Below are 14,769 nucleotides of genomic sequence, written 5' to 3' on the forward strand. Positions count from 1 at the left end.
GGAATGGAGTGAGACGCATGGAGAAAATAAAGGTGATTCAAATCGGACTTGGCGGCTTTGGAAAGTTTTGGCTAGGCGCCGTATTGAATGTGGAAGAAGTGGAACTGGTCGCCGTGGTGGATATGGAAGAGAGTAATTTAGCGGTGGCGGCCCAAAGGTTGGCAGGGAGAAATATTCCGCTGTATCAAGACCACACAAAAGCGCTGCGCGAAGTGAAGGCAGATCTCGTGCTGCTAATTACACCGCCACATACGCATAGAGCTTTAACGATCGATGCGGTGGAAGCCGGCATGCATGTGATTATGGAGAAGCCGGTCTCCAGCAGTTACGAAGATGCCGTTGAAATATATAAATTCGCCCAAACCTGCGGCAAATACGTCATGGTCAATCAAAACTACCGCCGCAGACCCGTTATTCAAGCGCTCAAAGCTTGCGTGGATTCAGGTAAAGTAGGCACAATCGAAAATGTGGAATGGCGGTTTTCCTTGGATCACAAGAATATCGAACTTACCGGTTGGCGCCGGGCTTTCAATGACATCATGCTGAAAGAAATGAGCATTCATCATTTTGACTCCGTTCGATATATTCTCGGGACAAATCCGATTACGGTCTATGCGGAAAGCATGAATCCTACTTGGAGTCCAATCAATGGCGACTCAGTGACCGCAGCTGTGTTTAACTTTGAAGACGGCGTATTCATGACTTACTTTGGAAGTTGGGTGAATAAGGGGAAGAGCACTTCATGGAACGGAGATATTATTCTTACGGGCAGTCAAGGAGCTATTGAGCTGAAGGACGATGTACCTCAGATTGTTTTACCGGATGGTACGCGGGAGAATATTCCGATTCCTGTCTTTGAATTCAATGATTCGGATTATCTGGAATATTCAATCGGAGATATGGTCGATGCGATCCGAGAACGCAGATTACCTGCTACGCATATTGGAGACAACCTGATTAGCTGGTCGATGGCATGCAGTGCGGCGGACTCGGCGAAAAGCGGCATGAAAATAAAAATAGAGCCACTAAAGGAGATCTAAACATGGAATCAACGATTAACGTTACCGTATGGAATGAATTTAGACACGAATTGAATTATGAGCCAGCGATGAAAATATATCCGCAAGGCATTCATCGCGTCATTGGAGATTATTTGAGCAAACAGCGATTAAACGTTACTACAGCAACCTTGGATGAGCCGGAGCACGGGCTGACCGATGAAGTGTTGAACCGCACCGATGTGCTTGTCTGGTGGGGACATATCGCAGGCGATGAAGTACGGGATGACATTGTTGAGAAAATACACGATCGTATCCTAAATGGGATGGGACTCATCGTACTGCATTCAGCTTCCCAATCGAAAATATTTAAAAAGTTGATGGGCACCTCGTGCAATATCAAATGGCGGGAAGCCAACGAGAAGGAACGCATCTGGATTCTCCAACCGAACCACCCTATCACCGAAGGGCTTGGAGAGTATATCGAGCTGGCGGAAGAGGAGATGTACGGCGAGTTTTTTGATGTCCCGGCGCCGGATGAGCTCATTATGGTGAGCTGGTTCCAGGGTGGAGAAATATTCCGCAGCGGTATGACTTATACGAGAGGCAAAGGGAAGATTTTCGTCTTTAGACCTGGGCACGAAACCTCGCCTACGTACCATAATCAGGAAATCCTGAAGGTGATTGCGAATTCTGTCCACTGGGCCGCACCAGTGAAGGGTACGACAGTGCCAGTCTTCGGCAACGTCAAGCCGCTGGAGGAGCTTTAAACGCTGCAAATTATAATGAAACGGCAGAGATGCCGTTTTTTTGTGTTTTTTAGCAATAGAAAATTAGCAATAGAAAAGAAATGACGTTATTTTCTATATGGTATTATGGAATATATATCCGGATAAAGAGGTGTATTTAAGTGAATTATACCGAGCTAATAGAGTCATACAAAAGAGATTTGCAGCGTTATTCCTTGGATCAATTAAGGTATATATCCGAGCTGGGTGTTTGGTCGTTGGGCCAAATGTATGATCATTTGATACTTGCTGCGCTCGATTACCTTGACAAAGTGGAAATATGCGCTTCCTCAAATGAGGAGCAAATTCAAGGGAAAACAGAAGGCGGCGCGCAATTGTTTGCTATCGGTGCATTCCCTCCGATCAAAATCAAGCTGCCGGACGGTCCCGAAAATAATCCCAGTAATTCTGAAAGTAAAGACGACCTTTTGAATGGACTCGATTTAGTAGTAAAGAGAATGTCTGAATGGGAAGCGAAATTAGATGCAATAAACCCAAATTATAAAGTCAAACATGACGGCTTTGGATGGCTCAACGCGCGCGAGTGGCTTGATTTGGCAAGTATGCATTTTCACCATCATCTGCGCCAAAAGGATGAACTGGTTCAAAAGCTTGTTTAAGGAAATAAAAGACCCCCAGAATCCACAATAAAGTGGAAATGAAGGTCTTTGCCTGTTCTTATTCTTGTGGAATTTCGTTAAAGAAGGTTACATCTTCAATTGGCAGCCTTGTTGTAGGACGACCAGGGGTAGCAGCCTTGCCGATGGCTATTAGCATAACCGGAGTGTAGCGGTCTGAAATACCAAAAGCTTCTACGAACTTTCCTTTGTCGTAGCCACCCATCGGGACTGTATCATAACCTTTGGCACGAGCGATATTCATGAGCTGCATGGATACTAATCCGCAATCGACATTGACGATTTGGCGAATGGCTTCCTGTGGCATACTTGCAAACATGTTTGTATAGCGTTCTATAAAAGAACTGGCTGTTTGCTCAGGCATGAAACCTGCATCGACTGCTTGGCCATAAATCTTCTCGGCCAATTTAATATTCTCCAAGTCGCCGAGTATGGCAATGATAGCCGAAGCCTCGACCACTTGTTGTTGGTTGAACGCAATTGGAAGCAGCTTCTGCTGAAGTTCGGGCGAGTCGATCACAAGAAAGCGCCACGGCTGCAAGTTAGCGGATGAAGGAGCCAATGTAGCTTCCTGCAATATTTCGGTTAATTCCTCCCGGGAAATCTTGACTGCTGGATCGTAGTTTCGGACGGAGCGGCGTTCTCGAATAACATCGGAAAAAAGTTGTTGTTCTAACAGCTGGGTTGGTTGCAAATCGGACATGGTTTCTCTCTCCATTTCTATATTTAAACTAACTTCATTTATATCATAAAGCATGACATTAGTGTTAATGTCAAGAAAAAATGAGTCAGTGATGCGTATAAATAACATAATCCTAATCAGTCATGACCGATCCCCATGAGAATTTACAAAATGTATGCCTAATATGGTATATTAAGTGTGTGAAATTAAAACCAAACAATGAGAGGATGTTTATTCTTGGCAAAACTTACACCTTATATTATCTCTGAGGACTCGAGAGCTCAAGCTGCATTCTACATTAGCTCGCTCGGCGGAGAAGTTGTGTCCGTTATGACGCATGGCCAAATGGGCGATGAATCAGAAGCAAACAAGGACAAGGTCATGCACATGTGTATTGCTGTCGCGGGAGTTAACCTGTTTTTGAGCGATTTCGCTGGCCATAGTCATGGGAATGGTTTGAGTTTGAATCTTGAATTCGCTTCGGAAGACGAGGGCCGCGATGCCTATACCAAGCTTTCGGATAGCGGTAATGTACAATTCCCTTTCGGAGAGGCACCTTGGGGCGGCTTTTTCGGACAGTTCGTGGACAAGTTCGGTGTGCCCTGGATGATTACCGCTCATTAGTCCAATAATTTCAAAACTGTTAAAAATAACCTGATATTGACTTAAAGGCAGCCAGTAATTGTGGCTGTTTTTTTGCCATTATAGAAAGTCTTAATTTTTAGGAGAGGATTGTGGTGTTGCTCTTTTGAAAGTGTGCAAATTTATGGAGAGGGAGCCCCACTTTGTGAGAAGGGATGAAGTGAGAAGTAGATTGCATTGGAATTATTCCAATGCAATCAAGTTTGAAGAGCTGGAAGGACGATTTCATTGGATAAACTCCAATACATAATCTAAAAAGCAGCCATTTTGAGAGTTAATGAATAATTTCATTGGATTATTTCCCGTGCAAGCTTGCAATAAGCACTTTGACGGCTGATTTCATTGGACAAATTCCAATGGAGAAGAAGAAAGCCTCTTGGCTTTATTTCTGCTTGGCCTGAGCCTGTTTCTGGGCATCATCCGCTTGTTTCGCTTGCAGTAATTGTTCTTGTCCTTTATCTTGAATCGTCTTAAGTGCCTCATCAGCTGATTTCTTCCCATCGATGACGGCTTGAATTTCTTGATTGGCGAGCATGCTGAACGGCTGGTAGAAGCCAACTGGAATTTTCTCGTAACCTTTATAGCTCTTGTCAGGATTAGGTTTCAGGAGATAAAATGGCTCAAGATTATGGCCGTTTCTCTCTTTGGAGTATGCGGTGCGAGTCATCAGGCTGTTAGAAGACTTGGACATGACTCTAGCAAATTCGTCGCTGTTGATATATTTGATGAATTCCCAAGCCGCACGCGTATTCGGCGACTGGGCATTGATACCGAATAGATTGGATACGGAAACCGTGTTAGAAAAGTCCGGATTTTGTGGATCAATGGGAACCGTGACGATATCCCAATTGACAGGCTTCACATCTTTCAGACGGTCTTTAGCCTCTTGCAGAGTTTGCATCATATAGTTGCCGTCAATCGTCATTGCAACCTTGCCCATAGCGAACAAATTTTCTTTGAGATAATCCTCGTACATGCGCGGCGCATTAGAATCGTTGTTTTGATTTTTGGGCATGTACAACGCACCGGATTTCAGAGAGTCGACGGTAAGCTGAAGAGCTTTCTTCCAGGCATCTGTCTGGATCGTCAGCTTCATCTGCTCAGGATCGATGTAATCCAGACCCAGCGTCGTGCCGATGCTGCTCATATATTGATAGGCGACTCCTTCGCGCATGTAAGAATAAGCGGAAAATCCATAAATTCGCTGATCTCCCTGACCATTGGTCGGGAATCGTTTGGCGAGATTAATAACATCTTCCCAGCTCATCTTATTTTTCGGAAGTTCTATGCCATACTGCTCGAAGAGATCCTTATTATAGAATAGAGCCTGGCTGTAGAAGTCTGGTGAAAGTCCATATAATTTGCCTTCTCCTTTGAGCTTAATCGTCTCCAGAGTAGCTGGAAGGATCTGCTCCACATCGAATTTATCCTGCTTAATGACATCGTCCAGCGCATACAGACGTCCTTTTTGTACGAACTTTTCCAGTTGGTCGGTGCCGTTAACGAGGATAATATCCGGCTTTTCTTCCTCAATGAGTTTATCTAGCGCTTCTTGAGGATCTTGGCCAGATCCATAAATGCCTTGATTTGAGATAACCTCTACGTCAATATTCGGATTTTTGGCCATGAAAAGATTGCCGTACTGTTGGTAAAAGGAATTTTTGTCATAATACATCACTTTAATCGTTGCTTTCTCGTCTTTCCCCAACTTCTTAAGCGATCCATCTTCTCTTGAACTACCATCAGCCTTCACCGAAAAATTACACCCTGTCAGCGAAGCAGTTACCGCAATGGCAGCAAGTGTACACATCCAACGTTTCATTTGATTCCCTCCATCTTTATCTATTACCAAATATAGTAATATTTCCTTCACTATCATACACATATCGGATTGATAATACAAATTATTCCATAATTAGTAGAATAGAAGATTGTTTTGTCGAATTTAAAGGCTCTCCAATCCGTAGGGATGGGGGAATGGTACCGACTCTTTTCTGATAATGGGGAAAAGGGCTGCCATTCGGCAGCCCTTTTAACAGTGAAATCACTTTTTTCGTTCAACGGATGAATGTGACTGAAGAATCTCGAGCGGATTTAAGTAAAATCCCCTCGTCTGACGTGAATATGCGCGCGATCGGATCTGCTGCTTTCAGCAGCAAGTGACCTGAACTGTCCAGCAGAACGACGCCGTAGTCATCGTTTTCGCCAAACTGGCATACAAGCCGATTGTTCAATACTTGCACATTGGCGACCGGTGTTGTCCATACGAGCGGATCATCCCCGTTCGGATCGGCCTGGTACAGCTCGAATCGGTTCGCGTCCTTCTTGGTTGTATAAAATACGTTGCCATCGATACTGTCAAACCAAGATACAGCATGGTCGGACAGTTTCATTTCGCGAGTCCCGTCTAGCGCGGACGAATATAAAGCATTGTCCTCATCTTTTACATAGTATAGCTTGTTATCGATAAGCCGGAACCAGCTGACGTTCGAGTCGATAATTTTATTGCTTTTATTCGTTTGTAGATTGATTTTGTAAATCTTATTTGCATCGGATTTGCTGTGTGTAGCAAGCAGGTACACATCGTCTCCTATGACGGCTGTAGATAAAGCATTAACTCCTACGTTTTCAACGTCACCGTTGTTAATGACATGACCACCGTATATTACGCTCGGATCCCCGACGCTCTTGGGTTTCGCTACATCCTGCCCCGGAGGCAATAATAACAAGTTGTCGCGTGCTAACGCCGCTAAGCCCAGTTTAACAATCAACGTACCATATAGCGTGTCGCGGAAGTCCATATATCCAAAATACCCCGAGTTCAAAGACTCTGCTTTCCGGTCAATACCAATTTTCACGAACTCGTCGTGACCCATAAAACCTCCCCCAAGGTGATAGGTAAACCACAGCGTGTTGTCACGGATTTGAAAGGATAAAGGAGTATGCTGAAGATCAAAACTCCCGATGTCATAAGTATATATCTCCTGCTTAAGTGATGGCTGCTGCACGGGAACCCGATATACATGGTTTGTCGTACCCGTCGTCTCGACGAAGTAGTAATCCCCCTTGAAAAGGGCGACATCGTTCTCTCCGGCATAAGCAGGGAGGCCGACAGTTTGCAGCTGCGGATTAAAAGATGTGATGCTGAGGCCCTTGGCATCGTCCCACCGGTAATCCCATCCGAACTCGTTGTGCGCAAAGCCCCATGTCAACGGAAAATACGTCATATCCCGGAAGCTTAGCAACGGGTATTCTTCTTTGGAATTGTCAATCGTCTTCCCGTTGATCGTGACGGAGGATGCTGGAACCTCCGCCGCGTAGGCGGCTGCGTTGCGACGATCGGTCTTGTATGGCTCATACGAGGAGGTCACTTGGCTTTGCTTAATAGTCAAACCTTCGCTCGGAGACCAATTCGCCTCCAAACCAAGCAGTCTAGTATCGTTCCACGTCATCGGAAAATAGGTGATATCGCGATAAACCAGCAACGGGTATTTGCGGTATTGATTTTCCACCGTGTGACCGTTCAGGTTCACTACAAAATCCGGCAGCGTTACCCTCACGCTCATATCTGCAGCTCGACTATGTCCCGCAGGCGCCAATAAGCTTATGCATATTGAAAAAACGACCGCATTTCCGGCCCATTTTGTTCTCATCATTGTCTCCGCTCCTCTCGGTTGATATATACGCTGGAACATGGTAAAAAGTTACAGCTCGCTTTTGCTAGATCGTGAATGGAGACTATCATGGATCTAGTGCCTTTTTTCAAGTAAAATTGTGGTAAAATATTGCTGATAACATCGATTAGATAGCCTAAAGAAATGTTTGGGAGTGAGGCAATGGAATTTGAAATCCACATTACGCTCAATGATTTAAAGCTTGACGAGAAGGATGCTTTTATAAGCATTTGTCAATCGGAACGATTGAAACCTGTTATGATCATCTTGGATCATGGAAATTACATCAATCAACCGATGATTACAGGAGTTATCCACCGTACAGATTTTCATGAAGCTAATAAAGAAATTGAAAAGATTGCAGATAAGTTTCAAAATAACGGCTTTATAGTTGTTAGAAAAAAAATAGAAATTTCTCCAAAGGAAGAAGAGTATTTTCACCAGCCAATCATCAAAAGTTCTAAACCTTATTTTGAATGGCATGGCAAAGTACAGGTTGATGATGTTGCTATGTTAAAAAATTTATGTGAAGGTCATGGCGGACATATTTCAAGAAACTCTTTAAATGTGAATGGGAAAGTGAGATTTATAACCGTCAGAGAATATGAAAGTGCGCAACAGTTTTACGATCGAGTAGAAAAGATACATACCATTTTGAACGTAAATAAAATAGAGCTATTGAAAGAACAATATGAATTATGTATCTATGACAGTAGGGAAGAGTTGGACAGCGGATGGATTTCATAATTTTATTGGCGGGGGACACATATGAGTGGAATGAATAAGGTAAAAGATTTGAATGATGAGGTAAGAGAGCTCGTTGTTTTAGAAGCGCTTTTGAGAAGAGTATCTCTTGTGCACATGCCATTTGTATTAAAAGGCAGCTTGCTAACGAGACAATTTATGGACAACCGAGAAATTCGGTCCGTGGAAGATATAGACTTTTTGTATGCAGGCAAGATCAAAGACGTTGAACATGCGCGTGAAACATTTACAAATTGGATGATTCAAGTGACCGAACTGGACCTAAACGACGGGATACGATTTAGAAGTTTTCGAGACAATGCATTTTGGCGATATATCGATTATGCAATGGCAGATGATTTTCCGACGGTTAATACGGATATTGCCTATTATTTCGAAGGGGAAGAAGGGGAAGCGCGTCAGTATCACGAGTTTTGTCTGGATGTTTCCTTTAACTTAGAACTGGGAATAGAACCCGTTTCTATAGTATATCAATCTGTATTGGTTGATAGCTTCTTTGTTCCGTTCACCGTTCCGCTTTCAATCCAGGTTGCTTGGAAACTGCATCAAACAATAGTGAGACCTAGGTTTAAAGATCTTTATGATCTAAAACATTTATTATCACATCCAACTTACGACCAGAGTGCGCTTAAGGAAACCTTACAGGCTCTCGTCAATGAATGCAATATAGATCGGGCTATTACAAAAGCTGATATAAAAAAGATACTTGTCGACGATTTATATGATCTCTATCCTTTATTATCCGAAGATTATGATTTGAAAAAGTATGCTGGAAACATGACTCTTGACATATATTTTATGCAAATTGTGACTGATTTACGTAAAAAAATGGATCTATCCGGGATAAATGCGGATGCTTTTGAAAATCTACCAAGTCCAACATAACATTTTTAACTAATTTGAACCTTTAATGGAGATAGGAGGACAGGTACAAAATGAAAATATATGTGATTATCCAAACCATGGTGTTGGCTGCCCTACTTGCTGCAGGCTGTGATCATTCTATACCGGAAAATGTTCCAACTTCCCAGCAAACGCCTGAAACGAAGCCCGCTCAAGTTGTGTTGGAGGGTTTTCCCATGCCATTAACAAGCGGAAATCGCATATATTTTTATCATGAAGGCGATATGACGGGATGGACGATCGACCGTCCACCCAATGCCAGCGTCAGAACGGGGCTGCAAGTCTATCGTACGGATACCCGTGGTGGAAATTGGGCTTACACTCAGCTGCCAATCGAGCAGTCATGGGAGGCTGAAGTGGATCGAGATCATCTCCTGACATCACTTCATCAAAATGGCCCTTCTTTGATCATGCTGCAATCGGAGCCAAAAGAGAATCTGACACGAAAAACGCTGTACCGATCAGAAGACAATGGAACAACCTGGACCTTTGATGGTGACTTAACATCCAGTATCAGCGGGGAAGTCGCTTCAATGATGATTCAAGAGGATGGAATAGGCTATATCACCTCCTCCTACAAAATGAAGGATGTGATTCCCTTTTATCGCACAACGGATAGCGGGAAGAGCTGGATCGTACAAGAGTTTCCTCATCAGAGGGACTTTCAGTTCGCAGTGGCATATCCACCAGAACTTGGCGAGGATGGGGTGGGAACGGTCAGAGTCGATTATACAAAGGAACAGGGAACGGATTCTGTTTATTACGAAACCACAGACAACGGCTCAAACTGGCATCTCTTCGAAACGGCATCGATCCTGCGATTTCATGGCGACCCAGCTGCTCTTGATACCATAAAACGCTTTGCCGACCATTGGTTAGCTCAAGATGAGCAGAAAGTCGGCAAGCTGTTGGAAGTGGGAGCATCCGTATCGTGGATTACTTCAATGAAGACGCACAGATATACGTTTATCAGAGCATATCCGCCTTCAAATGAACCAGATCAGGATCAGCTATGCGTCGGGCTTCAATACCAAACGGATGTAAAAGACGATCCGGCTATTGGAACTATGGCGGTCTGTGTGCGAAAGCAAAAAAGCAGCAATGAGTGGAGAGTCTACATGTTGGATTGATGGACTCATGCTGAAAAGGTTTATCTCATAGCAGTAGCAGATTGTCCTTCAACAACGTGATGAGCGATCAGAGTTTCGCTTGGGATGTCTTGATTGTTAATCTTATTAATCAATAAATCTGCCAGTCTTGTGCCTATTTCATTCACATTATAATCAACTGTTGTAATTGCCGGATTAATGTACTTCAGCACATCGATATTATCAAAACCCATAAGACCGATTTGCTCAGGAACTTTGATTTTACGATCATTTAACCATTTCAGCACTTCAAGGGCATATACGTCACTAGAACATAGAATCGCGCTTGAAGAATCCGTCGTATCCATCAAGGTTTCTAATTCGGCTAAATAGTTCTTCTGGGCGATAATGTCAAACCGCATATCAGGGGTTGCTTCGCAAGCTTCAATAAAACCGTTATAACGTTGTTCGGGAACATGAATATTTTCTTTTCCTTTCCTCATTAGCGGAGGACTTATGTAGATCAAACGGCGGTACCCTTGTTGGATTAAAAAGGAGACAGAGTCCTGGATGGCTTGTTTGTCATCGATCCAGATGTAGGGAAAAGGGCCGTTAAGGCGATTCCCGAATGTCACAATAGGCGTTCGAGAGCGAAGCAGGAGAGATTCGAACTTTTTGTTGAAATTTGCCGGGAGCAGTGCGATGCCATCAACTCTACGGTCTAATAAATTATTGATATACTCCAATTCGAGCTCTTTGTCGCGATGAGATAAGACCAGATATACGATATACCCCCGTTTGCGGGCTTCGGCTTCGAAAGCATGAAAGAGTTGGGAGAAAATACGATTATGGATATCGAAAAGTACAATACCCAAGGTTTTCGTATGGCCTTTAACGAGGCTTTGGGCCAAAAAATGAGGGCGATAGCCGAGCTCTTCAGCAACGCGCAGTATCTTCTCGCGCGTTTCAGGATGAATACCTGGGCGATTGTTTAAGGCTCTATCCACCGTTCCCCGTGTAACGCCACAGAGTTCCGCGATTTGCTTGCTAGTTATATTCATACCAATTGTGGCCTCCTGACCAAGGAATCATTTGGTCTAATCCTAGCGTAACTGAAGGGCAAGGTCAATACTTCGTGCTCGTGAACGATATAGAAAATGGTAATGTAGGAAAGCTGGTTTATATTTTAAATAAAGCGTTTACAAATTTAGAGTCATTTGATAAGATGGATTCGTTCACGTGCACGATCCATGTTGTGGAGCTCCAATATTACCACAGTGATGTAAGATTAGTGTCTGAGGGACGCCTCTGACCACTAATTGGTTTTCCGCTATTTTTTTTATTAATTTCCGTTCACGTGCACGAACCTTCAAGCGACCATGAACAACAGCGAAGACAGACATCTGGCCGCACCGGAAGAGAGTATTTTCGGGAGTGTGGAACCACAATCTGTTAAGGATGGTGTTGACAATGAGAAAGGTCTGGGTCTTTCTAATCATTTTTTCACTTGGATGGTCGTTAGTCGCATGCAGCTCAGGGGAAGGGTCCTCCAAGTCAAACCAAGCGGAGCTTACCTTAGTTTGGAGCAAGAATGAAGCATCCGATGAACAGTTAACTACGATTTTGGCAGAGTTTAATAAGCTTAACCCGGATATTAAAGTGAAGCGAGTTGAAGTGGTCAACAGTAGTTGGGCTGATTATTTCAATAAAATTCAAACGATGATTGCTGGCGGGAATTCGCCTGACGTGATTCGGGTCGCTATCGAAGGTATTCAGATGTTTGCTAAGCAAGATCTGCTTCTCCCGCTGGATTCCTATATGAAAGCTGATCCAGCAGCCATGGAGAATTATAATGATCTGCATCCCAAGCTCCAGTCGCCATTTGTCATCGACAATAAAACGTATGGTTTTGTTTGGGACTGGAATAATGTTGTGATGCATTTCAACACCGATCTCCTCAAACAAGCTGGGCTATCCACGCCGAATAAGAACTGGACGAAAGATGATTTCCTCCAGTATGCGCAGAAGCTTACCACGGAGAAGGACGGCAAAAAGACGTTTGGCTTTGCCATTCCAAACTACTATTTTGGGGCATCAGCATGGTTGTTTAATAATAACGCAAGTATACTTAACGACGATATGACTACAAGTAAGCTGGATGATCCTAATGCCATCGAGATGATGCAATTTTTTCAAGATTTAATCTATAAATACAAAGTCGCACCAGTTCCAAGTCCCAAAGATGATGCAATACAGATGTTAATGAATGGTCAGGTTGCCATGATGTCGGCTGGAAAATGGCCCTTTGGCACGTATGAAAAGAATAAATTTACGAACATTGACGTGCAGTTTTTACCAACGTTCAAGACCAATAAAGTTATTTTTGGTTCAGGTGCATTCCCCGTATTGAAATCGACGAAATATCCGGAAGCGGCCTACAAGCTTTCAGCCTTTCTTGGTGGTGTGTACTCCCAGAAGACAACACTTTCGAATACATCAATCCCAACGCGTATTTCTGTCATGAATGAAGTGTTGCCTAAGACACCGGCGCAGAATTGGAAGGTATATGCGGAGAGTGCCGATATTGCCAAAGCCGTTGAAGCCCCGATGCAATATGGCGAAATTCAAGGTGTATTCGATCGACATGTGTCGGAAATTCTGTCTAACCAATCCGATGCGGCGACGGCAATGAAGAAGGCCAAACAAGAAATCGATGCCATCCTGAAAAAATGACGCTGAATCCGTGTGCCAAGGGCGATCAAAATGATCGCCCGGCACCCCGATTCATAGGAGGGAGCAAGCATGTTAGTGAACCGTACGCGGTCCAACATGATTATTGGGTTGTTATTTTTGGCCCCAGCGTTGCTGTTTTTCATTCTATTTATTGGTGAACCCGTCGTCGCAACGCTCTATCTTAGTTTTACGAAATACAACGTCCTAACACCGTCCCGATGGACCGGTTTCGCCAATGTGAAGCATCTCTTCAGCGATAGTCGGCTGTGGTTGACCTATGGAAACACACTCAAATACATCGCTATTTTAACGCCGATGCATGCGATTCTTGGACTGCTAATTGCGCTTGCGGTGAACAGAAATATTTCTAAAGGGTGGAAATATGTGTACCGGACGATCTTTTATTTCCCGGTACTCGCAACATCAGCAGCGGTAGCCGTCGCATGGCAATTCATCTTTAACACAGATTTCGGTATTTTGAATTACTTTCTTGGCAAGTTCGGTATCGATCCAATTCCATGGATGCAATCTCCCAATTGGGTTTACTTGGCTGTAGCTATTTATAGTTTCTGGAAATTTATCGGCAATGCTTTTCTGTATTATTTGATTGGGCTGCAAAGCATTCCGGAAGCGCTCTATGAAGCGGCCGAAATCGACGGCGCCAGCAGCATCCAACGATTTTTCGCCATCACCGTACCGATGTTATCACCGACTATTTTCTTTGTTCTTGTTACAACACTTATTGGTGCGATGCAAATTTTTGATGAACCGTACCTTATTACCTCTGGAGGGCCTGGAGATGCATCCCGATCGGTGAATATGTATATCTATGAGGTTGCGTTCCAGCATCATGATATGGGATACGCCTCCATGTTATCGCTCAGTTTGTTCCTTCTCATACTGTGCGTGACGATTATTCAATTCTCGTTCAGTCACAAATGGGTGAATTATGATCGCGAGTAAGAGAGAGAGGAGTTGATGATTGTGGAGGTATCGTACCAACAGATGTTAGGGACTGCCAGAAGAACAAGGAAACGGATCGGTCTGGGACGAATTGTTTTGGACGGCGGCTTGCTGATTCTGTCCTTTCTCATGCTAGTTCCATTCTTGTGGATAATCGCCACCTCGCTCAGGCTGCCGAAAGATTCCTTCTCACTGCCGCCAGCGATATTTCCAACTGCTTGGCATATTAGCAACTACGCAGAGGTGTTCGCGAAGGTACCGTTTGTCGATTTTATCTCCAACAGCTTGAAAATTTGCGTAATTATTGTGATCGGACATATCTTTATCTCGAGTATGGCAGCTTTTGCCTTCTCACGTATTGCTTTTCCCGGTCGAAATGTGCTCTTTCTCATCTTTCTCTCTGGTCTTATGATCCCAGGGCAGGTAACAATTATCCCTCAGTTTATCATGATGTCGAAGCTAGGGTTGATTGATTCCCATTTGGCGCTCATCCTGCCTGGACTTATCAATCCGTTCGGCATATTCATGATTCGGCAGACCATGATGTCGATATCGTTCTCCTTCGATGAAGCCGCATATATGGACGGAGCTAGCCGGTTATGGGTATTTCTTAAAATCATTCTTCCCATGTCATTCCCTGCGGTAGTCGTTACATCGGTCATTAGCTTTATCGCGCATTGGAATGACTTTTTCAGACCGCTTATTTTCTTGAATTCATTCGAAAAAATGACGCTGCCGATTGGGATGACGGCTTTAACGGGCGCGTTTGGCACGGGGAATTTATCGGCCATCTTGGCGGGAGTTACCTTATCGCTTATCGTACCGCTGCTTTTTTACATTTTCGGTCAGAAATACCTATTGGATGGCATGACGGCGGGCGGTCTTAAAGTGTAGA

At 43.9% G+C, this 14,769-nt stretch carries 14 protein-coding genes; 10 read left to right on the forward strand and 4 right to left on the reverse strand.

Annotated features, from left to right (window positions below; translation table 11 throughout):
* The first annotated feature begins 17 nt into the window (after nucleotides 1-17).
* The 3 genes from BC351_RS02515 (at nucleotide 18) to BC351_RS02525 (ending at nucleotide 2,406) form a co-directional block, all read left to right on the forward strand.
* Nucleotides 18-1,040: a Gfo/Idh/MocA family protein gene (locus tag BC351_RS02515; protein ID WP_079409122.1), complete on the forward strand. Its 1,023-nt coding sequence runs from the start codon at nucleotides 18-20 to the stop codon at nucleotides 1,038-1,040.
* Between the two features lie 2 nt (nucleotides 1,041-1,042).
* Nucleotides 1,043-1,768 carry a ThuA domain-containing protein gene (locus BC351_RS02520; protein WP_079409123.1) on the forward strand — a complete coding sequence of 242 codons (726 nt, stop codon included), beginning with the start codon at nucleotides 1,043-1,045 and terminating at the stop codon, nucleotides 1,766-1,768.
* A 140-nt stretch (nucleotides 1,769-1,908) separates the two neighbouring features.
* Nucleotides 1,909-2,406: a DinB family protein gene (locus BC351_RS02525; RefSeq protein ID WP_079409124.1), complete on the forward strand. Its 498-nt coding sequence runs from the start codon at nucleotides 1,909-1,911 to the stop codon at nucleotides 2,404-2,406.
* Between the two features lie 58 nt (nucleotides 2,407-2,464).
* Here BC351_RS02525 and BC351_RS02530 read toward each other — a convergent pair whose 3' ends face one another.
* Complete coding sequence (locus tag BC351_RS02530) at nucleotides 2,465-3,127, reverse strand: nitroreductase family protein (RefSeq protein ID WP_079409125.1); 663 nt, start codon at nucleotides 3,125-3,127, stop codon at nucleotides 2,465-2,467.
* 216 nt (nucleotides 3,128-3,343) lie between these two features.
* On the opposite strand from BC351_RS02530, the gene BC351_RS02535 reads away from it, so the two are divergent.
* Nucleotides 3,344-3,730: a VOC family protein gene (locus BC351_RS02535; protein ID WP_079409126.1), complete on the forward strand. Its 387-nt coding sequence runs from the start codon at nucleotides 3,344-3,346 to the stop codon at nucleotides 3,728-3,730.
* A 400-nt stretch (nucleotides 3,731-4,130) separates the two neighbouring features.
* Here the strand turns inward: BC351_RS02535 and BC351_RS02540 are convergent, their stop codons facing one another.
* Entirely contained in the window at nucleotides 4,131-5,570 is a 1,440-nt protein-coding gene (locus BC351_RS02540; protein ID WP_079409127.1) for an ABC transporter substrate-binding protein, read from the reverse strand.
* Between the two features lie 235 nt (nucleotides 5,571-5,805).
* A complete protein-coding gene (locus tag BC351_RS02545) occupies nucleotides 5,806-7,404 on the reverse strand; it encodes a DUF5050 domain-containing protein (RefSeq protein WP_158081959.1) in 1,599 nt (532 codons plus the stop codon).
* A 180-nt stretch (nucleotides 7,405-7,584) separates the two neighbouring features.
* On the opposite strand from BC351_RS02545, the gene BC351_RS02550 reads away from it, so the two are divergent.
* Genes BC351_RS02550 through BC351_RS02560 form a run of 3 tightly spaced genes read left to right on the forward strand, consistent with a single transcriptional unit; the run spans nucleotide 7,585 to nucleotide 10,220 of the window.
* Complete coding sequence (locus BC351_RS02550; RefSeq protein ID WP_079409129.1) at nucleotides 7,585-8,169, forward strand: hypothetical protein; 585 nt, start codon at nucleotides 7,585-7,587, stop codon at nucleotides 8,167-8,169.
* Nucleotides 8,170-8,190: 21 nt separating this feature from the next.
* The gene (locus BC351_RS02555; protein WP_079409130.1) at nucleotides 8,191-9,072 is read left to right on the forward strand and encodes a nucleotidyl transferase AbiEii/AbiGii toxin family protein; all 882 of its coding nucleotides are present in this window, start codon (nucleotides 8,191-8,193) and stop codon (nucleotides 9,070-9,072) included.
* Nucleotides 9,073-9,122: 50 nt separating this feature from the next.
* Nucleotides 9,123-10,220: a WD40/YVTN/BNR-like repeat-containing protein gene (locus BC351_RS02560; protein WP_079409131.1), complete on the forward strand. Its 1,098-nt coding sequence runs from the start codon at nucleotides 9,123-9,125 to the stop codon at nucleotides 10,218-10,220.
* Nucleotides 10,221-10,240: 20 nt separating this feature from the next.
* Here BC351_RS02560 and BC351_RS02565 read toward each other — a convergent pair whose 3' ends face one another.
* Nucleotides 10,241-11,239 (reverse strand): LacI family DNA-binding transcriptional regulator, encoded by a 999-nt coding sequence (locus BC351_RS02565; protein WP_079409132.1) that lies wholly within the window; start codon nucleotides 11,237-11,239, stop codon nucleotides 10,241-10,243.
* 409 nt (nucleotides 11,240-11,648) lie between these two features.
* Between BC351_RS02565 and BC351_RS02570 the strand changes: the two genes are divergently transcribed.
* From BC351_RS02570 to BC351_RS02580, 3 genes are all read left to right on the forward strand, one after another.
* Nucleotides 11,649-12,911 carry an ABC transporter substrate-binding protein gene (locus tag BC351_RS02570; RefSeq protein ID WP_158081960.1) on the forward strand — a complete coding sequence of 421 codons (1,263 nt, stop codon included), beginning with the start codon at nucleotides 11,649-11,651 and terminating at the stop codon, nucleotides 12,909-12,911.
* Nucleotides 12,912-12,980: 69 nt separating this feature from the next.
* On the forward strand, nucleotides 12,981-13,874 hold the full coding sequence (locus BC351_RS02575; RefSeq protein WP_079409134.1) for a carbohydrate ABC transporter permease: 894 nt from the start codon (nucleotides 12,981-12,983) through the stop codon (nucleotides 13,872-13,874).
* Between the two features lie 21 nt (nucleotides 13,875-13,895).
* Nucleotides 13,896-14,768: a carbohydrate ABC transporter permease gene (locus BC351_RS02580; RefSeq protein ID WP_158081961.1), complete on the forward strand. Its 873-nt coding sequence runs from the start codon at nucleotides 13,896-13,898 to the stop codon at nucleotides 14,766-14,768.
* Nucleotide 14,769: the final 1 nt, after the last annotated feature.

Source organism: Paenibacillus ferrarius (genome assembly GCF_002027705.1).
GTDB lineage: Bacteria > Bacillota > Bacilli > Paenibacillales > NBRC-103111 > Paenibacillus_E > Paenibacillus_E ferrarius.